Raw genomic sequence first — 22,282 nt, 5'->3', positions numbered from 1 at the left:
CGGACCAGCAGCACGAACACGTACGAAGGCAGGCGGGACCGCACAGTGACGATGTCCATCGAAGGCAGGATCGCCGAGGAGCTCGGCGTACGGGAGCGGCAGGTCAAGTCCGCCGTCGAGCTGCTCGACGGCGGCTCGACCGTGCCGTTCATCGCGCGCTACCGCAAGGAAGCGACCGAGATGCTCGACGACGCCCAGCTGCGCACCCTGGAGGAGCGCCTGCGCTACCTGCGCGAGCTGGAGGACCGGCGGGCGGCGATCCTCGACTCCGTCCGGGAGCAGGGCAAGCTCGACGCCGAGCTGGAGGCACGCATCAACGCGGCCGACACCAAGGCACGGCTGGAGGACATCTACCTCCCCTTCAAGACCAAGCGCCGCACCAAGGCGCAGATCGCCCGCGAGGCAGGCCTCGCGCCGCTCGCCGAGGGGCTGCTGGCCGATCCCTCGCAGGAACCTGCCGTGGCGGCCGCCGCGTTCGTCGACACGGACAAGGGCGTGGCCGACGCGGCCGCCGCCCTGGAGGGCGCCCGCTCCATCCTCACCGAGAAGTTCGGCGAGGACGCCGACCTCATCGGTGAACTGCGCGAGCGCATGTGGGGCCGCGGGCGGCTCGCCGCGAAGGTCCGCGAGGGCAAGGAGGAGGCGGGCGCCAAGTTCGCCGATTACTTCGACTTCACCGAGCCGTTCACCGCCCTTCCCTCGCACCGCGTGCTCGCCATGCTGCGCGGGGAGAAGGAGGACGTGCTCGACCTCACCCTGGAGCCCGAAGAGCCGAGTGAGACCCCCGGGCCGTCCACGTACGAGGGCATGGTCGCCCGCCGCTTCGGGATCGGCGATCGCGGCCGACCCGGCGACAAGTGGCTCGCCGACACCGTCCGGTGGGCCTGGCGCACGAAGATCCAGGTGCACCTCGGCATCGACCTGCGCTCCCGGCTGCGCGCGGCCGCCGAGGACGAGGCGGTACGGGTCTTCGCGTCCAACCTGCGCGACCTGCTGCTCGCCGCACCCGCCGGCACCCGTGCGACGCTCGGGCTGGACCCGGGCTTCCGCACCGGCGTGAAGGTGGCCGTGGTGGACGCCACCGGCAAGGTGGTCGCCACCGAGGTCATCTATCCGCACGTGCCCGCGAACAAGTGGGACGACGCGCTGGCCAAGCTGGCCCGCCTCGCCAAGGAGCACGCGGTCGAGCTCGTCGCCATCGGCAACGGCACGGCCTCCCGGGAGACCGACAAGCTCGCCGCGGACCTCATCACCCGCCACCCCGAGCTGAAGCTCACCAAGGTGATGGTCTCGGAGGCCGGCGCCTCCGTGTACTCGGCGTCCGCCTTCGCCTCGCAGGAACTCCCGGACATGGACGTGTCCTTGCGCGGCGCGGTCTCCATCGCCCGGCGCCTGCAGGATCCGCTCGCCGAACTGGTGAAGATCGACCCGAAGTCGATCGGCGTGGGCCAGTACCAGCACGACCTGTCCGAGGTGAAGCTCTCGCGTTCGCTCGACGCCGTCGTCGAGGACTGTGTGAACGGCGTCGGCGTCGACGTCAACACCGCCTCCGCGCCGCTGCTTTCGCGCGTGTCGGGGATCAGCGGCGGACTCGCCGAGAACATCGTGGCGCACCGCGACGCCAACGGCCCCTTCCGCAACCGCAAGGGGCTCAAGGACGTGGCCCGGCTGGGCCCGAAGGCGTACGAACAGTGCGCGGGCTTCCTGCGGATCCGCGGCGGGGACGACCCGCTGGACTCCTCCAGCGTGCACCCCGAGGCCTACCCGGTGGTCCGTACGATGGGCAAGACGGCGGGCAGCGAGGTGGCGGCCCTGATCGGCAACACCGGTGTGCTGCGCTCGCTGCGACCGGAGCAGTTCGTCACGGAGGCCTTCGGCCTGCCGACGGTCACCGACATCCTGCGCGAGCTGGAGAAGCCGGGCCGGGACCCGCGGCCGGCGTTCAAGACGGCGACCTTCAAGGAGGGCGTCGAGAAGATCGGCGACCTGGCCCCCGGGATGATCCTGGAAGGCGTGGTCACCAACGTGGCCGCCTTCGGCGCCTTCATCGACATCGGCGTCCACCAGGACGGGCTGGCGCACGTCTCGGCCCTGTCGAAGAACTTCGTCAAGGACCCGCGGGACGTGGTGAAGCCGGGCGACATCGTCCGGGTCAAGGTCATGGACGTGGACATCCCGCGCAAGCGCATCTCGCTGACGCTGCGCCTGGAGGACGAGGCGGAGCGGGGCGGCGCCGACGGCGGCGCCCCGAGGCAGCGCGAGGATCGGGGCGAGCGGCGGGGCGGCGGCCGGCCCCCGCAGCAGCGCGGCCCGGCGGGAGGCCAGGGAGGCCAGGGCGGCGGCGAGCGCAGCCAGGGTGGCCAGGGCGGCTCCCGCGACGGCGGCAAGGGCCGCCGACAGGGCGGTCAGGGCAGTGGCGGCCAGCGTCAGGGCGGTCAGGGCGGCGGCGCTCCGGCCCCGGCCAACAGCGCGATGGCGGACGCCCTGCGCCGTGCGGGGCTCAGCGGCCCCGACGAGCGGGGTGGCCGCAAGCGCTAGCCATTCGTGGCAGCGCGTGCCGGATTGGCTGAATAGGCACCCGACATGGGGACAAACCTTGCCAACTCATCCGGATGATCTGTAGGGATGACGGAACGCCCGTTCGTCTTTCGGCGAGCGGGCTTCCTTGTTTCCCCCCGGGACCGCACTCCCGGGGTCGCCTTGAAGGCTAAGGACGTCATGCCCCAGCCCACGCACACCTATCACCGTTGCCCGAGAAAGGGTCCGAAGAGGGAACACATGCGCCACCCTCAACCCAGTCTGCGCAAACGGTGTGAGGCGATTCTCGGCCGTCTTGAACTGACGCACCCCTTCTCGCTCGAAGGGCTGTGCGAGCGGATAGCCGAGCAGCGGGGCCGTCCCATCCGGCTCCACCCGCTGCCCAAGGAGGCCGCGGAGTCCGGAGTGTGCGGACTGTGGGTCGGCACCGCCGCCGTCGACTACGTCTTCTACGAGGCCCAGACCACCCCGCTGCACCGGGAGCACATCGTGCTCCACGAGATCGGCCACATCCTCTTCGGGCACCACTCGCTGGAAGCCCCCGACGAGGACGCCCCGGGCGCCGGCGGGGTGGACGGATCCGTACCCACCGTGCTCGGGCGCACCAACTACACCACCCGCCAGGAGCGGGAGGCGGAGATGCTCGCCAGCATGATCCGCATCCGCACGGGGACCAGCGCCCCGCACCCCGGCCACGGGGCCGCGGGCCGGGACACCCTCGCACGGCTGGAGTCCGCCATGGGCTACGAGCGGCGCGGACGGGGGCCGGTTCACCGTGGCCTCTGACCTGATCGCCTTCGGCGACGCGCTCGCCGTCCCCGGCGTCGTCTGCCTCTGGATCGCCGTCCTGCTCCGCGCGCCCGGCGCCCTGCGCGCCCCGCACCAGCGCGGCCTGTGGCTCGCCGTCGCCACCGCCGCGGCCGCCATGACCCTGAACCTCCCCGACGTCGTCGCCTACGCCATGGGCCGCGATCCGGGCTACGCGCACGGCATCGGGCTGGCACGCAACCTCATCGGCGTCCTCTCGGCCGGCGCCGTGCTCTACTTCGTGGCCGCCGCCACCCGGGGCCGCCGGCTCCAGATCGCCTCCGGGGCCGGCACGGTCCTGTGGCTGACCGTCCTCGTCGTCCTGGACGCGGCCGCGCCCGACCACGGCACGCACACCATCCCGCCCGCCGGTGACCCGGTGCCCTCCCTCGCGTACTGGCTGGTGCTGATCTCCGCCCACCTGATCGCCAACACCGTCTGCGTACTGGTCTGCTGGCGCTACAGCCGCCGCGCCGAGAGCCGGGGCCTCGCCGCCGGGCTGCTGCTGTTCGGCCTGGGCACCGCGCTCGCCGGGGTGTTCTGGTTCGTGTACCTGCTCAAGGCGCTGTTCGGCTTCACCTGGGCGATGCCCGCGAACCCCCTGCTGATGAACGTGCACGGACTGCTCCGCGCCGCCGCGATCCTCGTCCCGACGCTGTTCACCTTCCGCCGCACGGCCGCCGACATCACCACCGCCTGGCGGCTGTGGCCGCTCTGGCGCGACCTGGTCCACGCCGTCCCGCACGTCGCCCTCAACAAGCCGCGCGCCGGCCGGGTGCTGGAACTGCTGTGGCCGCCGGTCCCGCGCAACCTGCTCGTCTACCGCAAGGTCATCGAGACCCGCGACGCGATCCTGATCCTGGGGGAGTACGTCGCCCCGGGCGTGCCGGAGCTCGCGCGCAGCCACGTGGCCGGCAGCGGAGTACCCGAACGGCGGGCCAGTGCGGCCGCGCTGGCCTGCGTACTGAAGGAGGCACGGCAGGCGAAGCTGGCCGGGATCCCGCAACAGCGGTCCGACGAGGACGCTTTGGAGCTGCCCGCGGCCCTCCAGACCTCGGCCGAGGGAGGAGACCTGGAAGGCGAGACCCGCTTCCTGGTGGACGTGGCCCAGGCCTACGCCTCACCGGCCACGGCGGGCTTCACCGCGTGAAGCCGACGGAGCCGAACCAGTAGGACCCCGAACGTGCCCGACAGCCAGGAAGCGAACGTCTCTTGACCACCACCGTACTGATCACAGGGGCCAGCGCCGGACTCGGCGCGGCCTTCGCCCGCGGGTTCGCCGCCAAGGGCTGCGACCTCGTCCTCGTCGCCCGGGACAAGGGCCGCCTCGAAGCCGTCGCCGCTGAACTCGCCCGGGAATTCGGCTCCGTCTGCGAGGTGTTGCCCGCCGACCTGCTCGACGCGGGCGGACTCGGATCCGTCGCCGAGCGGCTCGCCGACCCGGCCCGGCCCGTCGACATCCTGGTGAACAACGCCGGCTTCGGACTCCCCGCGCCCTTCCCGTACAGCCCGGTCGAGGACGAGGAGCGGATGCTCGACCTGCTGGTCAAGGTACCGCTCCGGCTCACCCACGCGGTGCTCCCGGGCCTGCGCGAGCGCCGCCGCGGCGCGGTGCTCAACGTCTCCTCGGTGGCCGGACTGCTCCCGACCGGAACCTACGGCGCCGCGAAGGCCTGGATCACGGCCTTCAGCGAATCGCTGCGCGTGGACATGGAGCCGTACGGGGTCCGCGTGCTGGCGGTGGTGCCGGGATTCACCCGCACCGAGTTCCAGGAGCGCGCCGGGATGGACGTCACCGCCCTGCGCGACGCGGTGTGGCTGGAGCCGCACGACGTGGTGGCCCAGGCCCTGAAGGACCTGGCCCGGCGCCGGCCGGTGAGCATCACGGGCCGGCACTACCGGGCGTACGCCCTGGCGGTGCGCCACCTCCCGCGGGCCTTCGTGGCCCGCAAGATGGCCCGCACGCGCCGCCCTCCGGCGGACGCGGGATAAGCCCGGCTCGTCCGCCTCCCCGGGGCCGGGCCCTCAGGGACCGCCGATCCGGCCCAGCGCCTCCCGCGCGTCCCGGAGCAGTTCCTCGTCCATGAGGAAGCTCGCGCCGTACCGGCGGGGCGGCCCCGCCACCACGGCCCGCAGCGCCGGCAGGGCGGCCGCCGCGGGCGGGCCGATCACCCCCAGCGCGCGTACGGCCCGCAGCGTCACCTCGGTGACGCGGTGTCCTGCCAGCGGCGCCAGCTCCGGCAGCAGCGCCGCAACCGCGGGGGCCGGGTCACCGGTGATCCGCCACCAGGCTTCGGCCGCGCCCACCCTGGTCCACTCGCCCGGGCTGTCGAGCAGGGCCCGCACGGAGTCGGCGTACGGGGCTGCGAGCGGTCCGAGGTCGGCGAGGTAGCGCAGCACCGGGCGGCCGAATCGCGCCCGGGCGGCCGGTCCGCCCGCCCTCAGCGCCGGTTCGGGGTCGCCCGTCACCCGCCAGTACGCCCAGGCCGCTGTCTGCGCACCCTGCCACGGCTTCGGCGAGCGTTCGCCGCCGGGGCCGAAGCGCCACGGGACCGCGTCACCCCGGGCGAGCCCGGCGAGCGCCCCGGCGGCGGCCGAGGCGGCCGGTCCGATCCGGCCCAGGGCCTCGGCGGCCGGCCGGGCGGCCCGGCCGTCCAGCAGACCGGACAGCTCCGGCACGGCCGGAGCCGCGGCCGGGCCCCACCGGGCGAGGATCCGCAGGACGCTGTCGGCGCCGGGGGCCCCGGGACCGTCCGCGAGCCGGTCCCGGAAGACGGGCAGCAGCTCCGGTGCCCACTGCACGGGCAGCGCGCCGACCTTCAGGAAGGAGTCCCCGAACAGCTCGCGGTACAGGGGCACCGCCCGCTGGTCTCCGATGTGGACCAGGGCCCGTACCGCGGCGTGCGAGTCGGGCCAGACGCGACCGGCGGGCCGCTGGAGCGCGCCCACGATCCGGTCCGCGTACGGGGCCGCCGCCGTCCCGCAGTCGGCCAGCGCCATCAGTGCTTCGCCCGCGACCTCGGGCTCGTCTTCCAGTCCGCCGGCCACCGTCTCCCACAGGTGCGCCGCGGGGTGGCGCCAGGAGCGGAGCTGGAGGCCGGCCGCCCGGACGGCCTGGGTCCGCAGGGCCGGATCCCGGTGCCGGGCCAGGCCCTCGACCAGCGCTTCCCCCTCGCGCGGATGTGCCGCGACCTGAACCGCGAACCGGTCCATCGCCGCGTAGCCCTCGGGAAACCAGGGCACCACCGGCAGCAGGCCGGTACCGATCTCGGCGAAGACCCCGGCGACGCGGCTGCCCGCGCCCTCGGCGCCCCCGGGGGCGGCCGTCAGCAGCACCACCCGCGCGGCGGCCAGCCGTACGAGCGCGTGCCGGTGGTCCAGCCAGGCCCGGGCCCACTCCGCGGCGGCCGCCCGGTCGTCCGTTCCCGACAGCACCCCCACCGCGAGCAGGTGGGAGACCAGCGCCGTCGGGTCGCGTTCCACCGCGGCCTGCCGCCGCAGAGCGTCCAGCGTCGTGGGGTCCTCGTGCCCGAGCTCGCGCAGCGCCCAGGCCGCGCCGGTCCGGACCCGGGCCGACCGGTCCGACAGCAGCGGGACGAGGTGGTGCGCACGGGCGGCGAAGGCGAGGAAAGCCGGGCGGTGCACGCCGACGCGGCGCTTGCCGATGCCCTGGGCGCGCCGGGCCAGCCCCTCGAGGGCCAGGGCCCGTCGGCGCTGGTCGAGGCGCGGAAGCAGCTCGATGAGCCGCCCGGTGACTTCCACGAACAGCGGCTCGTCGCTCTGCCAGCCGATCAGCTTCTCCAGCTGGGCCCAGGAGGAGCGCCGCAGCCCCGGTATCCGCAGTCCGCGCAGCAGCCCGGGAACCTTCTCCCGCCCCGCCGCCACCCCTTCGAGCTCGTGCCAGGGTGTCCCGGCCCCCCGTTCGTCCATGTTCGGGAGCCTAATCGACGGGGGAGGCGAGGCAGACGAGGGACGGGGGCCCTCAGAGCTCGGTGACCTTGCCGTCCGCGACGTGCAGCCGGCGGGTCACCTGGACCGCGTCGAGCATCCGGCGGTCGTGGGTGACCAGCAGCAGGGTGCCTTCGTAGGAGTCCAGCGCGGACTCCAGCTGCTCGATCGCCGGCAGGTCGAGGTGGTTCGTCGGCTCGTCCAGCACCAGGAGGTTCACCCCGCGCCCCTGGAGCAGCGCCAGGGCCGCCCGGGTGCGCTCGCCGGGGGAGAGGGTGGCCGCCGGGCGGGTCACGTGCGCGGCCTTCAGGCCGAACTTGGCCAGCAGGGTGCGGACTTCGGCCGGTTCGGTGTCCGGGACGGCCGCACAGAAGGCGTCGATGAGGGGTTCGTCACCGAGGAACAGGCCGCGGGCCTGGTCGACTTCGCCGACCCGTACGCCCGAGCCGAGGGTGGCGGAGCCGGAGTCCGGGGCGAGGCGGCCCAGGAGCACGGCCAGCAGGGTCGACTTTCCGGCCCCGTTGGCGCCGGTGATGGCGACCCGGTCCGCCCAGTCGATCTGCAGGCCGGCCGGTCCGAAGGTGAAGTCCCCGCGCCGTACGGCCGCTTCGCGCAGGGTGGCGACCACCGAGCCGGAGCGCGGGGCCGCCGCGATCTCCATGCGCAGCTCCCACTCCTTGCGGGGTTCTTCGACCACCTCGAGGCGCTCGATCGCGCGCTGCGTCTGGCGGGCCTTCGAGGCCTGCTTCTCGCTCGCGTCGGCGCTGAACTTCCTGGCGGACTTGTCGTTGTCGGTGGCCTTGCGCTTGGCGTTCTTCACGCCCTTGTCCATCCAGCCGCGCTGCATCGTCGCCCGGTCCTCCAGGGCGGAGCGCTTGTCGGAGTACTCGTCGTACTCCTCCCGGGCGTGGTTGCGGGCGCGCTCGCGCTCCTCCAGGTAGGCGTCGTAGCCGCCGCCGTAGAGGTTGATCTGCTGCTGGGCCAGGTCGAGTTCGAGGACCTTGGTGACGGTGCGCGTGAGGAACTCGCGGTCGTGGCTGATCACGACCGTGCCGGCGCGCAGCCCCTTGACGAACTGCTCCAGGCGCTCCAGACCGTCGAGGTCGAGGTCGTTGGTGGGCTCGTCGAGCAGGAAGACGTCGTAGCGGGACAGCAGCAGCGAGGCCAGGCCCGCGCGGGCGGCCTGGCCGCCGGACAGCGCGGTCATCGGCAGGTCCAGGCCGACGGACAGCCCGAGTTCGCCGGCGACCTGCAGGGCCCGCTCGTCGAGGTCGGCCCCGCCGAGGTTCAGCCACCGGTCGAGGGCGTCCGCGTACGCGTCGTCCGAGCCCGGGGTGCCGTCCACCAGACCCTGCGTCGCCGCGTCGAGCTCGGCCTGCGCCGCGGCCACACCGGTACGGCGGGCCAGGAACTCGCGGATCGACTCGCCGGGGCGCCGCTCGGGCTCCTGCGGCAGGTGGCCGACGGCCGCGGTGGGCGGGGAGAGACGCAGCTCACCGGTCTCGGGGGCGTCCAGCCCGGCGAGCATCCGCAGCAGGGTCGACTTCCCGGCGCCGTTGACGCCGACGAGGCCGATGACGTCGCCCGGGGCGACGACGAGGTCGAGATCGGCGAAGAGCGTGCGCTCACCGTGCGCGGCGGTGAGCTTCTTGGCGACGAGGGTTGCAGTCATGATCTGCCGATTCTATCCGCGCCCCCGCCCCCGCCCTCGCCGCCCCGGTCAACGGGCGGAGGCGGTCAGGGGCCCAGGAGGCGCAGGGCCACCCACAGTGCCGCCACCGACGCCGCGAGCGCCGGGACGGTGGTCAGGACCCCGAGCCGGGTGAAGTCCCGGAGCGTCACCAGACCGGCGCCACCGCCGCCGTCCCCGTGCAGGATCCGCCGCCAGAGCAGCGTGGCCAGCGAGCCCGCATACGTCAGGTTCGGCCCGATGTTCACCCCGATCAGCACGGCCAGCACCGGCCCCGCGCCACCGGCCGAGGCCACCGGGAGCAGGGCGAGCACCGCGGGCAGGTTGTTGATCAGGTTGGCCAGCACGGCGGCCACCGCCGCCACCGCGAGCAGCGCGGGCAGCGAGTCCCCGGCCGGGGTCACCCGCTCCAGGCCGTCCCCGAGTCCGTGGTCCACGACGGCCCGCACCACCACCCCCAGCGCCAGCACGAATAGGCAGAAGGCCGGCGCCGCCGAGCCCAGGATCCGGGCCGGCGTGGTCTCCCGGCGCCACAGCGCCCGTACGGCCAGGACGAGCGTCCCCGCGAGCGCCGCCCAGGCGGGGCTCGCCCCGGCGAAGGAGGCGAGCGCGAAGCCGCCCAGGGTGGCCGCGAGCACCCCGGCCGCGAACCGGGGCAGCGGGGCCGGCTTAGCGGCCTGCGGTACGTGCTCGGGGGCGGCGGCGAGGTCGGTGCGGAAGTAGCGGCGGAACACCGCGTACTCCACGCCGATCGCCGCCAGCCAGGGCAGGGCCATGAGCGCCGCGAACCGGGTGAAGGACAGCCCGCTCGCGGCGAAGGCCAGCAGGTTCGTGAGGTTGGACACGGGCAGGAGGAGCGAGGCGGAGTTCGCCAGGTGCGCGGTGGCGTAGACGTGCGGGCGCGGCCGGGCCCCCAGCCGGGAGGCGGTCGCCAGCACCACCGGGGTCAGCAGCACCACGGTGGCGTCCAGGCTCAGCGCGGCGGTGACCACGGAGGCGACGGCGAACACCCCGCCGAGCAGTGCCACCGGCCCGCGCCCCGCCGCCCGCCGGGCCACCGCCGCCCCGGCGGCCTCGAACAGCCCCTCGTCGGCGCAGAGCCGGGCCAGCGCCAGGATCACCGCGAGGAAACCGACCACCGGCAGCAGCTCGCGGGTCTGCTCCCACGCGTCGGCGGGCGGTACGACGCCCAGGACGACGAGCAGCCCGGCGGCGGGCACGGCGGCCACGGCCTCCGGCAGCCCGCGCGGGCGCAGCACGGCGAAGGCCAGCACTCCGAGGAGGAGGGCGACGGACAGACACGCGGCGGCGACGGGATACAGGACGGGCTCCGGAGCGGGACGGGAGGGCTGGGCCGGCCGCGGCCGGCCCCGCGCACGGCGTTGCGGTGCCCGGGGCGCGGGGACCGCGACAGGACAGGATCGCACCGGGACCGGCATGACCGGATAGGTGGGGTGCACGTCATTGCAGCCGCCGGAGGGGTGCCACACGATGAGGTCATGCCGATGCGAAACGTGCTCGTCGTCCTCTACGACGGAGTACAGAGCCTGGACGTCACGGGGCCGATGGAGGTGTTCTCCGGCGCCGAGCGCCACCCCGGTCCGCCGCGGTACGCGCTGCGCACCGTTTCTCCGGGCGGCGCCCCGGTCCGTACGAGCAGCGGACTGCGGCTCGTCCCGGACGGGCCCCTGGAGGGCGAGAACCCGGGAGCCGGGACCACGCTCCTGGTGCCGGGCGGGCGGTACACCGCCGACTTCGCGCCCGAACTCACCGACTGGCTCCGCGCACACGGGGGGTCCGCGGAGCGGCTGGTGTCGGTGTGCACCGGGGGCCTGCTGCTGGCCGAGGCCGGGCTGCTGGACGGACGGCGCGCGACGACGCACTGGTACGTGTGCGAGCGGATGGCCCGGGACTACCCGGCCGTCACGGTGGAGCCCGACCCGATCTACGTCCGGGACGGGCCGGTGTCCACCTCGGCCGGGGTCACGGCGGGCATCGACCTCGCACTGGCGCTGGTGGAGGAGGACCACGGACGGGAGCTGGCACTGTCCGTCGCCCGGCACCTGGTGGTCTTCCTGAGGCGGCCCGGCAACCAGGCGCAGTTCAGCGCGCAGCTCGCGGCACAGACGGCTCTGCGGGAGCCGCTGCGGGACGTGCAGCACTGGATCACGGAACACCCGGGGGCGGACCTGAGAGTGGAGGTCCTCGCCGCGCGGGCCGCGCTGTCGACCCGGCACTTCGCGCGGGCCTTCCAGGCGGAGACGGGTGTGACGCCGGGGCGGTACGTGGAAAGGGTACGGGTGGAGCACGCGCGGCGGCTGCTGGAGGAGGGCGGCGAGGGCATCGCCCAGATCTCCCGGGCCTGCGGCTACGGCAACCCGGAGGCCCTGCGCCGCGCGTTCGTGAAGACCCTGGGCCAGCCCCCGTCCGAATACCGCCGCCGTTTCGGCACCCACCACTGACCACCGGACCCGCACCCGGCGGGCCCGACAACCGCTCCGGAGGAGCCATGCAGATCGCCGTACTGCTCTACGACGGATTCACCGCCCTCGACGCCATCGGGCCCTTCGACACCCTCGGCCGCCTCCAGGGCGCCGAGACCGTGTTCGTGGCCGAGCGGCCGGGGCCCGTACGGACCGACCAGAAGTCGCTCGCACTCGTCGCCGACAAGGGGCTCGACGAGGTGACCCGGCCGGACATCGTCCTCGTGCCCGGCGGCGTGGTCACCGACCGGGAGATGAAGTACCCGGTGGTCCTCGACTGGCTGCGGACCGTCGACGCCACCAGCACGTGGACCACCTCCGTCTGCTCCGGCTCGACGCTGCTCGCCGCCGCGGGCCTGCTCGACGGGCGCCGGGCCACCAGCCACTGGCTGTACCTGGACCGGCTGCCCCCCTTCGGGGCGGAGCCCACCTCGGAGCGGGTGGTCTTCGACGGGAAGTACGTGACGGCCGCCGGGGTGTCCGCGGGGATCGACATGGGGCTCGCGCTGCTCGGCCGCATCGCGGGAGACGAGTACGCGCAGACCGTGCAGCTGATGACCGAGTACGACCCGCAGCCGCCCTACGACGCGGGCTCCCCCGAGAAGGCGCCCGCCGAGATCGTCGCGCTGCTCCGCTCGCTCACCCCGAAGGCCTCGCTCGCTCCGAAGGACTAGCTCGCTCCGAAGGCCCGGCTCGCTCCGAAGCCCGGCTCACTCCGAGGGAGGAGTCCAGGTGAAGGCGGGCGGGCGTCGCTCCAGGAACGCGGCCACGCCCTCCGCGATGTCGCCGCTCGAGGCGGCCTGGGCGGCCCAGTGGGCGTCCCGGTCCGTGCGGCCGTCCGCGAACTCCTTCGCCGAACTCTGCGTGAGCTGGGAGCGCGTGGCCAGGATCCGGGCGAACTCCGCCACACGCTTGGCCAGTTGCCCCGCAGGGAGCAATTCGTCCAGCAGCCCGGTGCGCAGTGCCCGCTCCGCGTCGATCAACTCGGCCGAGAAGAGCAGGTACTTGGCGGCAGCCGGGCCCACCAGGGAGGACAGGCGCCGGGTGGACGAGGCCGGGTACACGATGCCCAGCTTCGCCGGCGTCACCCCGAAGGAGGCGCCCTCCTCCGCGAAGCGCAGATCGCAGGCGGCGGCCAGCTGGCTGCCCCCGCCCACGCAGAACCCGCGGATCGCGGCGAGCGTGGGCTTGGGGAAGGCGGCGAGCGCCTCCTCCGCCGCCACGGCCAGGGCCTGCGGGTCCTCGTCCCCGGTCAGCGAGGAGATGTCGGCCCCCGCGCAGAAGGTCTCGCCGGCCCCCGTCAGGACCAGCACCCGTACGGCGGGATCCGCCGCGAGCCCGGCCAGCAGCTCCGGCAGCCCGCGCCACATCGCGGCCGTCATGGCGTTGCGCTTGGCGGGGTGCGAGATCACGACGGTGGCGACCCAGTCGGCGACGGAGGAGAGCAGGGCGGCGTCCATGCGCCGGATGCTATCCCGGACGGTCAAACCTATGATCAAGAGACCGGTCCCCGGCAGCTCGGTGGACCGGCAGGCAGTCGCGGGGTCCGAGGGTCCGTCGGGGGCAGCTGAAAGGTGGCGTCCATGGGCGCAGACCGTGCCGAGCGTGCGGACCGAAGGGGTCCGCAGGACGTCAGGGCCGACAAGAAGAAGGTCAGCCGGAGCTTCGCCTGGATGGCCCTGCTCGGGGCCCTCCTGGTGGTGGCCGGGCTGGTGGGCCTCGTCTACACCGGCGTCGCCACCCTGACCACGATGTTCCTCTTCGGCTGGCTGCTGCTGTTCGGCGGCGTGGTGGGACTGTTCCAGGCGATCCAGTCCCGCAAGAGCAACTACTTCTGGCTCGCCGTCATCGTCGCCGCGATCAACATCGCGGCCGGTTTCGTGATCCTGCGCCGCCCGGAGGCGAGCGCGGAGGCGCTCACGATGTTCGCCGCGCTGCTGTTCCTCACCGGCGGGGTGTTCCGGCTGGCCGGCGCCGTCGTGGTGCGCGGCGCGCACCTCGGGCTGACCCTCGTCCAGGGCGCCTTCGGCATCCTGCTGGGCCTCCTGATCCTCGCCAACTGGCCCGGCAGCAGCCTGTACGTGATCGGAGCGTTCTTCTCCCTCGCGCTGCTGTTCGACGGCCTGAGCCTGATCGCCGTGGGCATGGGAGCCCGCCGCATCCTGGGCTTGGTCAGGGACGACGAGGTTCCGGTGACGCCCGCGGGGGCGGGGGTGGCCGCGCCCGAGACAGGCCAGGCGGCCGAGAAGCTTCCCCCAGAAGATCAGGAACGGTCGAACAACTGACTCTGTCATACGCCAGCGGTCAGAAAGTGTCCGATTGATGCTGACTTCTGGTCAGTGGTCGGGCCCGGAGCGGTCCGGTCCCCACTCTTGACGTGTGCAGACGATCGAGCGTGAAGACGGGGGCCGGGAGATGGATGTGAGCGGGAGCGTCCCGCCAGTCAAGGGGGAGGAGCCGGAGGTCGCGGCCGCCCCCCTCGCGTACGAGGGAGTGTGGCGATTCACGGCACCCGCGGTAGAAGAATCCGTTCCGCAGGCCCGCCGTGCGGTCCGTGACCTGCTCGGCCGCCAGGAGGTCCCGGCCGACCGGGACCTGGTCTACTCCCTGCTGCTGATCGTCTCCGAACTGGTGACGAACTCGGTCCGGCACGCGGCCCTGCTCTCGCCGGAGGTCGCGGTGGAGGTCGCCATCGGCCGGGAGTGGGTACGGGTGGCCGTCGAGGACAACCACCCGTACCGCCCCAAGGCGCTGGAGGCCGATTTCGGCCAGACCGGCGGCCGGGGCCTCCTCCTCGTCCGGGAGATCACGCTGGAGGCCGGCGGGGTCTGCGACGTGGAGCACACCTCCACGGGCGGCAAGGTGATCTGGGCGGCCCTGCCGCTCACCACGGCCCTCGCGTCACCCGCCGCCACCCCGACCTCGGCGGTCTGAGCCCGCGAGGGGCCGCGGCCGGCCGCCACGGGTTCCCGGTGCGCACCGGGCACCGCCTGCGCCGCCCCCGCTCCACCGGCCGGGGCGGGCTGCTACCAGCCCGCCGCGTCGCCCGTCAGCTCGCGGATCGCCGGCCGGGCCGCGTCCAGCACGGTCGTGAACCACGCCGAGAACGGGACCTCCGCGTGCCGCTTCGCGAGTTCCTCCGCGGTCACGAAGGCGGTGTCCGCGATCTCCTCCGGATCCGGCCGCACCGACCGCTGCGCGAGTCCCACGAACAGGTGGTTGTACTCCTGCTCCACCAGCCCCGACGCCGGGTCCGGATGGTTGTAGCGCACCGTCCCCGCCTCCGCGAGCAGCGAGGGCGACAGCCCCAGCTCCTCGTGGGTCCGCCGGGCGGCCGCCGCGAACGGCGACTCCCCCGGATAGGGGTGGCCGCAGCAGGTGTTCGACCAGACACCGGGGGAGTGGTACTTCCCGAGGGCGCGCTGCTGGAGCAGCAGCCGTCCCTGCTCGTCGAAGAGGAACACCGAGAACGCCCGGTGCAACTGGCCGGGCGCCTGATGGGCGGAGAGCTTCTCCGCCGTACCGATGGTGTTGCCGGCCTCGTCGACCAGTTCGAGCATGATCGGTTCTTGAGCGCCGGTGCCGGTGGTCGCACTGTTCGCGGCGGTGGCTGGTGTGGTCGGCATACCCATCCTTCGCTTCGGACTTCGGCTTTCAGTCTGCCGTACAAATCGGGATTGCCCCCACTTCGGTGATCCGCGCATGTCCGCCCCCCGCCGCGTGATATGCGACGGGGGGCGGAGCGCGCCGAACGGTCGGTTCATCCGGCAGCGGGCCGGATCCCGCATCAAACCCCGAAGGGGGAGGGGTACTTGATCGTGCCCGTGGGAACCGGCGCGGAATCGTCGAGCACCAGCGCCATCATGGCCTCGTCGGGCACCTCGAAGGGTGCCCTGATGCCGAAGCGCGAAGCCGGCACGAACCCGAAGCGCGCGTAGTACTCGGGATGCCCGAGGACCAGCACGAGGCTCTCCCCGCGCTCCGCGGCCGCCGCGAGCAGCGCACGTACGACCGCACTGCCGGCGCCCGAGCGCTGGAGAGCGGGAGCGGCGGCCACCGGGGCGAGCGCGAGGGCCGCGGCCCCGTCCACCTCGCACCGGGTGAGCAGGGCGTGCGCCGCGATCGACCCGTCCGGGCCCTCGGCCACGCAGGAGAGACCGGGCAGCCAGGAGCCGTCCGCGCGCAGGGCGTCCACCAGGTCGGCCTCGGCCGGGGTCCCGAAGGCGGCCGAGTTCAGCGCGTGCACGGCGGCCGCGTCCCCGTCGGCCTCGGGGCGGACGGACCAGGCGCCTCCGTCTCCGGCCGTCACCGGCCGCAGGACGTAGGCGGTGTATCCGTACTCGTGCCCGTACCGCTCCCGTACGTCGATCTCCTCCCGTACGAAGCCCAGCGCGGCCGCGGCATCGGGCCCGGCGGGTTCCGCAGCCGCAGCCGCGGCCGCCCGCTCGCCGAGCGGACCGTAGTAGGCGGCCCAGTCGGAGTCGGGCTGCCGGTGGACGCCGAGCACCCGGTACCCGGCGGCCTGGACGGCGGCCAGGTTGCGGGCGGTGGAGCGCAGGGCGTAGTGCGGGTCCCAGAAGGCGCGGACTCCGGCGGAGGGCTCGTCGACGGTCCATTCGCATTCGCTCAGAACGAGGGTGCCGCCGGGGGCGAGCAGGGGCTTCCACCGCGCGAGCGCGGTGGCGAAGCCGATGTTGTAGGCGGAGCCCTCGGCCCAGACCAGGTCGAAGGAACCGTCCGGGTATGCCGAGAGGTCGCCGATGTCCGCCCTGACGGCGTGGACGCGGTCGGTGAGCCCGCGGGCCGAGGCGGCCGCACGGAGCTCGTCGAGGAAGCCGTCCTGGAGGTCGACGCCGATGACGTCGGCCCCGTGGGCGCCCGCCTCCGCGGCGAGCAGCAGGGCGCTGGGGCCGGGACCGCAGCCCAGGTCCAGGGCGCGCGGCCGCTCGGGCAGTGGTCCGCACAGGGACAGCAGGTGGCGGGTGGTCGCCTCGGAACCGGGGGACTGCCGGGGCAGGCCGCGGTGCAGCTCCAGGAACGCCTCGAAGAAGAGGTCGCTCTGGGTGCTGAAATCGGCGGTGTGGGAGTTGCTGGTGTTACCGGTGTTGTCGGTCAACGTGAACCCTTGAAAGGGGGCTCCGGCCGACGGGGGTGATCGGTGTGATCAGACCCGGCCGGACGCCCGGAAGGAGAGGGGGATGAACCGGAGTGCGCTGCGCTGGGCGGCGACGCCTGCGACGGTCATCAACCCCACCTCTTTCTTTCTTTCGTCACATCCCGTGTGACATTCGGGCGATTGGGACGCTTTCGCGAAACTCGTACGCGTCTGCGACCAGCCTAACAGCAGCGGCCCCGACAGCGGTTTGTGATCGCTCCTCCCGATCGTCAATGATGATCGGCACAGGGTCGACAGGCCCGTGATTTTCGGCTTATCGATGCGTAAACAGGCAGTGAACCCCTGCTTCCGTTCATCCGATAGCCTCTGGCGACGTGCCGCCGGTCCACCCGGCGCCCGTCAACCCGTGTGCGTGCAAGGAGTGAGTTCGTCTGCCGACCGTCATCCTTACCGGCCTGCCGGTGCCCGGATCAGCGCTCGCCGACGAGCTGCGCTCCCTCGGTTTCGAGGTCCGACCCGCGGCCACCCCGTCGGACACGGCCGCCGCGCTGGCGCTCGTACCCGCCGACCAGCGGGTGGCCGTCGTGGACGGGGAGTTCGTCGGGCACGTGCACGCGCTGCGGCTCGCGCTGACCGACCCCCGGTTCGACGCCTGCGCCGTCACCGGGGCCCTCGCCGTGCAGCCCGGTGCCCGCGCGGCCCTGGACCGGGCCGCCGCGCTCGACGCGTCCGCCCCCGTGGGCGACGGCCCGTACCCCGACCGGCTCGCCGCCGCCGTCGAGACCGCCGGCACCCCGGTGCACCGCCCCGAGCTGGGCACCCTCGTCGCCGCAGTGCCCGCCACGACCGCCGAGCGCCGGGCGGCCGCCGCCGCCGTCGCGGCCGTCGACGACGAGGCCGTCCGGCTGCGCACCGCCGTGAAGTCCCGCGACGGGTTCTTCACCACCTTCTTCGTCAGCCCGTACTCGCGCTACATCGCCCGCTGGTGCGCGCGCCGCGGACTGACCCCCAACCAGGTCACCACCGCCTCGCTGATCACCGCGCTGATCGCGGCCGGCTGCGCGGCGACCGGAGACCGCTGGGGCTACGTCGCCGCCGGCGTGCTGCTGCTCGTCTCCTTCGTGCTGGACTGCACGGACGGGCAGCTCGCCCGCTACTCGCTCCAGTACTCGACGATGGGCGCCTGGCTCGACGCCACCTTCGACCGCGCGAAGGAGTACTCCTTCTACGCGGGCCTCGCGCTCGGCGCGGCCCGCAACGGCGACGACGTGTGGGCCCTGGCCCTCGGCGCCATGATCCTGATGACCTGCCGGCACGTCGTGGACTTCGCCTTCAACGAGGCCAATCACGACGCCACGGCCAACACAAGCCCCACCGCGGCCCTCTCCGACAAGCTGGACAGCGTCGGCTGGACGGTCTGGGTCCGGCGCATGATCATCCTGCCGATCGGCGAGCGCTGGGCCATGATCGCCGTCCTCATCGCCTGCACCACCCCGCGGATCGTCTTCTACGCCCTGCTGGTCGGCTGCGCCTTCGGCGCGCTCTACACCACGGCCGGCCGGGTCCTGCGCTCGCTGACCCGCAAGGCCCGGCGGACCGACCGGGCCGCCCAGGCCCTGGCGGACCTCGCGGACTCCGGCCCGGTCGCCGAGCTCGCGGGCCGCGCGGTGGGACGGATGGCCCCCGGCGCCGGGATCGCCGCAGCCGTGATCGGATCGGTCGCGCTGCTGTGGGCGGCCTGGGCGTACGAGTTCGGCGCCCGCCAGGTGATCGTCGCCGCCGTCTTCTACGCCGTACTCGCCGGCGCGGCCGTCGCCCGCCCCCTCAAGGGCGCCCTCGACTGGCTCGTGCCGCCCGTCTTCCGGGCCGCCGAATACACCACCGTCCTGATCCTCGCCGCCAAGGCGGACGTCCCCGGGGCCCTTCCGGCGGCATTCGGACTGGTCGCGGCGGTCGCCTACCATCACTACGACACGGTCTACCGCATCCGCGGTGGCACCGGCGCGCCCCCGCACTGGCTGGTGCGGACGATCGGCGGGCACGAAGGCCGGATCTTGCTGATCACGGTCCTGGCCGCCGTCCTGGCGTCGCGCGCCGTGGACTTCCCCGTCGCGCTCACGGCCCTCGCCGTGTTCGTGGCACTCGTGGTGCTCGTGGAGAGCATCCGCTTCTGGGTGTCCTCCGGGGCACCCGCCGTACATGACGAAGGAGAACCAGCATGATCGGCCTCGTCCTCGCTGCCGGAGCCGGACGCCGCCTGCGTCCTTACACCGACACCCTGCCCAAGGCCCTCGTGCCCGTCGGTCCCGAAGGGGCCGAGGAGAGCATCACGGTGCTCGACCTGACGCTCGGCAACTTCGCCGAGGTCGGCCTGACCGAGGTCGCCATCGTCGTCGGCTACCGCAAGGAAGCCGTGTACGAGCGCCGGGAGGCCCTGGAGGCCAAGTACGGCGTCAAGATCACGCTGATCGACAACGACAAGGCCGAGGAGTGGAACAACGCCTACTCCCTGTGGTGCGCGCGTGAGGTCCTGAAGCAGGGTGTGATCCTCGCCAACGGCGACACCGTCCACCCCGTCTCCGTCGAGAAGACCCTGCTCGCCGCCCGCGGCGAGGGCCAGAAGATCATCCTCGCCCTCGACACGGTCAAGAGCCTGGCCGACGAGGAGATGAAGGTCATCACCGACGGTGAGAAGGGCGTCAGCCGGATCACCAAGCTGATGGACCCCGCCACCGCGACCGGCGAGTACATCGGCGTCACCCTCATCGAGCCGGAGGCCGCCGAGGCGCTGGCCGAGGCGCTGAAGACCACCTTCGAGCGCGACCCCGACCTCTACTACGAGGACGGCTACCAGCAGCTCGTCAACGACGGTTTCACCATCGACGTGGCCCCCATCGGCGACGTCAAGTGGGTCGAGATCGACAACCACGACGACCTCGCCAAGGGCCGGACGATCGCATGCCAGTACTGACGAGGCTCATCCCCTCGCCCGTAGTCGTCGACATCAGCCGCGGCGCGATGGACGATCTGGCCGGCCTCCTGGCCGACCAGCGCGTCTCCGCGTCCGGCAAGCTCGCGATCGCCATCAGCGGCGGCTCCGGCGCCGTGCTGCGGGCGAAGCTGGAGCCGGTGCTGCCGCACGCCGACTGGTACTCCGTCATCGACGGGACCATCGACTCCGCGGTGAAGCTCGCCGACGACATAAAGGGAAACCGCTACGACGCCGTCGTGGGCCTCGGCGGCGGAAAGATCATCGACGTGGCGAAGTACGCCGCGGCGCGGGTCGGGCTGCCCATGGTGGCCGTCGCCACCAACCTCTCGCACGACGGCATCTGCTCGCCGGTGTCCATCCTGGACAACGACAACGGCCGCGGCTCCTACGGCGTGCCCATGCCGATCGCGATGGTCGTCGACCTCGACGTCATCCGTGAGGCCCCGGCGCGGTTCGTCCGCGCGGGCATCGGCGACGCGATCTCCAACATCTCGGCCATCGCCGACTGGGAGCTCTCGCACCGCCTCAACGGCGAGCCCGTCGACGGCCTGGCCGCCGCCATGGCCCGCACCGCGGGCGAGTCCGTACTGCGCCACCCCGGCGGGGTCGGCGACGACGAGTTCCTCACCGTGCTGTCCGAGGCGCTGGTCCTCTCCGGCATCGCCATGGCGATCAGCGGGGACACCCGCCCCTCGTCCGGCGCCTGCCACGAGATCAGCCACGCCTTCGACCTGCTCTACCCGGGGCGCTCCGCGCTCCACGGGGAGCAGGTCGGCATCGGCGCGGCCTTCGCCATGCACCTGCGGGGGGACACGGACAAGTCCGAGCTCTTCGTCCGGGTGCTGCGCGGTCACGGGCTGCCGGTCCTGCCCGAAGAGATCGGGTTCAGCGTGGACGAGTTCGTCGCGGCCGTCGAGTACGCCCCTCAGACCCGACCGGGACGCTTCACGATCCTGGAGCACCTCAACCTGTCCGCAGCCGAGATCAGGGACGCTTACGCCGACTATGCCAAGACCATCCGTAGCTGAACTCCGGCCCGTCGTTCACCCGGCGGGCGTCAAGGACCGGGTCAGCGGCGAGCACTGGGGCGGGCGCCTCTACATGCGCGAGATCTCCCTGCGCATCACCCGCCTCCTGGTCACCACCAAGGTCACGCCGAACCAGCTGACCTACGTGATGACCCTCGCCGGAGTCCTCGCCGCCCCGGCCCTGCTGGTGCCGGGCGTCTGGGGCGCCGTCCTCGGCGTGGTCGCGGTGCAGATGTACCTGCTGCTCGACTGCGTCGACGGCGAGGTCGCCCGCTGGAAGAAGCAGTTCTCGCTGTCCGGGGTCTACCTGGACCGGGTCGGCGCCTACCTGTGCGACGCGGCGGTGCTCGTCGGCTTCGGTCTGCGCGCATCCGACCTGTGGGGCACCGGGCGCATCGACTGGCTGTGGGCCTTCCTGGGCACCCTCGCTGCGCTCGGCGCGATCCTGATCAAGGCCGAGACCGACCTGGTCGGCGTGGCCCGTCACCAGGCGGGCAAGCCCGTGGTCCAGGACGCCGCGGCCACGCCGCGCTCCTCCGGCATGGCTTTCGCCCGCCGGGCCGCCGCCGCGCTGAAGTTCCACCGCCTGGTCCTCGGCATCGAGGCCTCGCTGCTCATCCTGGTGCTGGCCGTCCTGGACCAGGTCCGCGGAGACCTCTACTTCTCCCGCCTCGGCGTCGCGGTGCTCGCCGGCATCGCCCTGCTGCAGACGGTGCTGCACCTGGTCTCGGTCCTGGCCTCCAGCAGGCTCAAGTGACGGCGCCGCTGCGGCTGGGCGCCGTCATCATCACCATGGGCAACCGCCCGGACGAGCTCAAGGCGCTCCTCGACTCGGTGGCCCGGCAGGACGGGGCCCCGGTCGAGGTGGTCGTCGTGGGCCAGGGCGTACGGCTCCCCGGCCTGGCGGACCCGGCGGCCGGCGTGCGCACCGTCGAGCTGCCCGAGAACCTGGGCATCCCGGGCGGCCGCAACGTCGGCATCGAGGCCTTCCGCACCGCGGGCGCCGAAGGCTCGGACGGATTCGACGCGGACGTGCTGCTCTTCCTGGACGACGACGGACTGCTGGAGCGCACCGACACCGCGGAGCTGTGCCGGCAGGCCTTCACCGAAGACCCCGAGCTGGGCATCGTCAGCTTCCGGATCGCCGACCCGCAGAGCGGCGAGACCCAGCGCCGGCACGTCCCCCGGCTGCGGGCGGCCGACCCGATGCGCTCCTCGCGCGTCACCACCTTCCTGGGCGGTGCCAACGCCGTCCGCACGAAGGTGTTCGAACAGGTCGGAGACCTTCCGGGGCAGTTCTTCTACGCGCACGAGGAAACCGATCTGGCCTGGCGGGCGCTCGACGCCGGGTGGCTGATCGACTACCGGGCGGACATGGTCCTCCTGCACCCCGCCACGGCCCCCTCCCGGCACGCGGTCTACCACCGTATGGTGGCTCGCAACCGGGTGTGGCTCGCCCGCCGCAACCTGCCCGCCCCGCTGGTCCCGGTCTACGTGGGCGTCTGGCTCCTGCTGACGCTCCTGCGCAAGCCCTCGGGGCCCGCGCTCAAGGCCTGGTTCGGCGGTTTCAAGGAGGGCTGGACCACCCCCTGTGGTCCGCGGCGCCCCATGAAATGGCGTACGGTCTGGCGGCTGACCCGGCTGGGCCGACCGCCTGTCATCTGACACGTCCGGGTCTGA

19 protein-coding genes are annotated in these 22,282 nt (G+C 73.1%); 13 read left to right on the top strand and 6 right to left on the bottom strand.

The annotated features are described in order from the left end of the window. Positions 1-45: 45 nt before the first annotated feature. The 4 genes from ACFYM0_RS06125 to ACFYM0_RS06110 all read left to right on the top strand — a co-directional run bounded on the left by ACFYM0_RS06125 (position 46) and on the right by ACFYM0_RS06110 (position 5,337). The gene (locus tag ACFYM0_RS06125; RefSeq protein WP_388497093.1) at positions 46-2,538 is read left to right on the top strand and encodes a Tex family protein; all 2,493 of its coding nucleotides are present in this window, start codon (positions 46-48) and stop codon (positions 2,536-2,538) included. A gap of 240 nt (positions 2,539-2,778) precedes the next feature. Further along, positions 2,779-3,324, top strand: a complete 546-nt coding sequence (locus tag ACFYM0_RS06120) for a hypothetical protein (protein WP_388497091.1) — start codon at positions 2,779-2,781, stop codon at positions 3,322-3,324. Further along, positions 3,314-4,495 (top strand): MAB_1171c family putative transporter, encoded by a 1,182-nt coding sequence (locus ACFYM0_RS06115; protein WP_388497088.1) that lies wholly within the window; start codon positions 3,314-3,316, stop codon positions 4,493-4,495. The genes ACFYM0_RS06120 and ACFYM0_RS06115 overlap by 11 nt, the downstream gene beginning before the upstream one ends. A gap of 62 nt (positions 4,496-4,557) precedes the next feature. Then, entirely contained in the window at positions 4,558-5,337 is a 780-nt protein-coding gene (locus tag ACFYM0_RS06110) for an SDR family NAD(P)-dependent oxidoreductase (RefSeq protein WP_388497086.1), read from the top strand. Positions 5,338-5,370: 33 nt separating this feature from the next. Here ACFYM0_RS06110 and ACFYM0_RS06105 read toward each other — a convergent pair whose 3' ends face one another. The 3 genes from ACFYM0_RS06105 to ACFYM0_RS06095 all read right to left on the bottom strand — a co-directional run bounded on the left by ACFYM0_RS06105 (position 5,371) and on the right by ACFYM0_RS06095 (position 10,281). Next, positions 5,371-7,275: a hypothetical protein gene (locus tag ACFYM0_RS06105; RefSeq protein ID WP_388497083.1), complete on the bottom strand. Its 1,905-nt coding sequence runs from the start codon at positions 7,273-7,275 to the stop codon at positions 5,371-5,373. 52 nt (positions 7,276-7,327) lie between these two features. Further along, positions 7,328-8,965, bottom strand: coding sequence for an ABC-F family ATP-binding cassette domain-containing protein (locus tag ACFYM0_RS06100; RefSeq protein WP_388497080.1), 1,638 nt, complete (start codon positions 8,963-8,965; stop codon positions 7,328-7,330). Positions 8,966-9,030: 65 nt separating this feature from the next. Then, positions 9,031-10,281 carry an SLC13 family permease gene (locus tag ACFYM0_RS06095; RefSeq protein ID WP_388497718.1) on the bottom strand — a complete coding sequence of 417 codons (1,251 nt, stop codon included), beginning with the start codon at positions 10,279-10,281 and terminating at the stop codon, positions 9,031-9,033. 201 nt (positions 10,282-10,482) lie between these two features. On the opposite strand from ACFYM0_RS06095, the gene ACFYM0_RS06090 reads away from it, so the two are divergent. Together ACFYM0_RS06090 and ACFYM0_RS06085 are read left to right on the top strand one after the other, a co-directional pair. After that, a complete protein-coding gene (locus ACFYM0_RS06090) occupies positions 10,483-11,445 on the top strand; it encodes a GlxA family transcriptional regulator (protein WP_388497078.1) in 963 nt (320 codons plus the stop codon). A gap of 47 nt (positions 11,446-11,492) precedes the next feature. Then, positions 11,493-12,140 carry a DJ-1/PfpI family protein gene (locus tag ACFYM0_RS06085; protein ID WP_388497075.1) on the top strand — a complete coding sequence of 216 codons (648 nt, stop codon included), beginning with the start codon at positions 11,493-11,495 and terminating at the stop codon, positions 12,138-12,140. 36 nt (positions 12,141-12,176) lie between these two features. Here ACFYM0_RS06085 and ACFYM0_RS06080 read toward each other — a convergent pair whose 3' ends face one another. Then, positions 12,177-12,926, bottom strand: a complete 750-nt coding sequence (locus ACFYM0_RS06080; RefSeq protein WP_388497072.1) for an enoyl-CoA hydratase/isomerase family protein — start codon at positions 12,924-12,926, stop codon at positions 12,177-12,179. Positions 12,927-13,049: 123 nt separating this feature from the next. Here ACFYM0_RS06080 and ACFYM0_RS06075 point away from each other — a divergent pair, with 123 nt between their 5' ends. Beyond that, positions 13,050-13,751, top strand: coding sequence for an HdeD family acid-resistance protein (locus ACFYM0_RS06075; RefSeq protein WP_388497070.1), 702 nt, complete (start codon positions 13,050-13,052; stop codon positions 13,749-13,751). A gap of 130 nt (positions 13,752-13,881) precedes the next feature. Next, a complete protein-coding gene (locus ACFYM0_RS06070) occupies positions 13,882-14,400 on the top strand; it encodes an ATP-binding protein (protein ID WP_388497715.1) in 519 nt (172 codons plus the stop codon). Positions 14,401-14,492: 92 nt separating this feature from the next. Here the strand turns inward: ACFYM0_RS06070 and idi are convergent, their stop codons facing one another. Continuing rightward, a complete protein-coding gene (gene idi, locus ACFYM0_RS06065; protein ID WP_388497067.1) occupies positions 14,493-15,092 on the bottom strand; it encodes an isopentenyl-diphosphate Delta-isomerase in 600 nt (199 codons plus the stop codon). A gap of 161 nt (positions 15,093-15,253) precedes the next feature. Next, positions 15,254-16,501: a methyltransferase domain-containing protein gene (locus ACFYM0_RS06060; RefSeq protein ID WP_388497712.1), complete on the bottom strand. Its 1,248-nt coding sequence runs from the start codon at positions 16,499-16,501 to the stop codon at positions 15,254-15,256. 512 nt (positions 16,502-17,013) lie between these two features. Between ACFYM0_RS06060 and ACFYM0_RS06055 the strand changes: the two genes are divergently transcribed. The 5 genes from ACFYM0_RS06055 to ACFYM0_RS06035 are packed head-to-tail and all read left to right on the top strand — an operon-like array spanning position 17,014 to position 22,267. Next, positions 17,014-18,804, top strand: a complete 1,791-nt coding sequence (locus ACFYM0_RS06055; RefSeq protein ID WP_388497709.1) for a DUF5941 domain-containing protein — start codon at positions 17,014-17,016, stop codon at positions 18,802-18,804. Next, positions 18,801-19,553 (top strand): sugar phosphate nucleotidyltransferase, encoded by a 753-nt coding sequence (locus ACFYM0_RS06050; RefSeq protein ID WP_388497064.1) that lies wholly within the window; start codon positions 18,801-18,803, stop codon positions 19,551-19,553. The genes ACFYM0_RS06055 and ACFYM0_RS06050 overlap by 4 nt, the downstream gene beginning before the upstream one ends. Then, positions 19,541-20,602 (top strand): iron-containing alcohol dehydrogenase family protein, encoded by a 1,062-nt coding sequence (locus ACFYM0_RS06045; RefSeq protein WP_327256158.1) that lies wholly within the window; start codon positions 19,541-19,543, stop codon positions 20,600-20,602. The genes ACFYM0_RS06050 and ACFYM0_RS06045 overlap by 13 nt, the downstream gene beginning before the upstream one ends. Then, complete coding sequence (locus ACFYM0_RS06040; RefSeq protein ID WP_388497063.1) at positions 20,580-21,359, top strand: CDP-alcohol phosphatidyltransferase family protein; 780 nt, start codon at positions 20,580-20,582, stop codon at positions 21,357-21,359. Before ACFYM0_RS06045 ends, ACFYM0_RS06040 begins: the two co-directional genes overlap by 23 nt. Positions 21,360-21,394: 35 nt before the next feature. Continuing rightward, on the top strand, positions 21,395-22,267 hold the full coding sequence (locus tag ACFYM0_RS06035) for a glycosyltransferase family 2 protein (protein ID WP_388497707.1): 873 nt from the start codon (positions 21,395-21,397) through the stop codon (positions 22,265-22,267). Positions 22,268-22,282: the final 15 nt, after the last annotated feature.

The sequence above is a fragment of the Streptomyces sp. NPDC006487 genome (genome assembly GCF_042870555.1).
Taxonomy (GTDB): domain Bacteria; phylum Actinomycetota; class Actinomycetes; order Streptomycetales; family Streptomycetaceae; genus Streptomyces.
The sequence above is the reverse complement of the archived record's forward strand: the minus strand, read 5'-3'. Positions and strand labels throughout refer to the sequence as shown.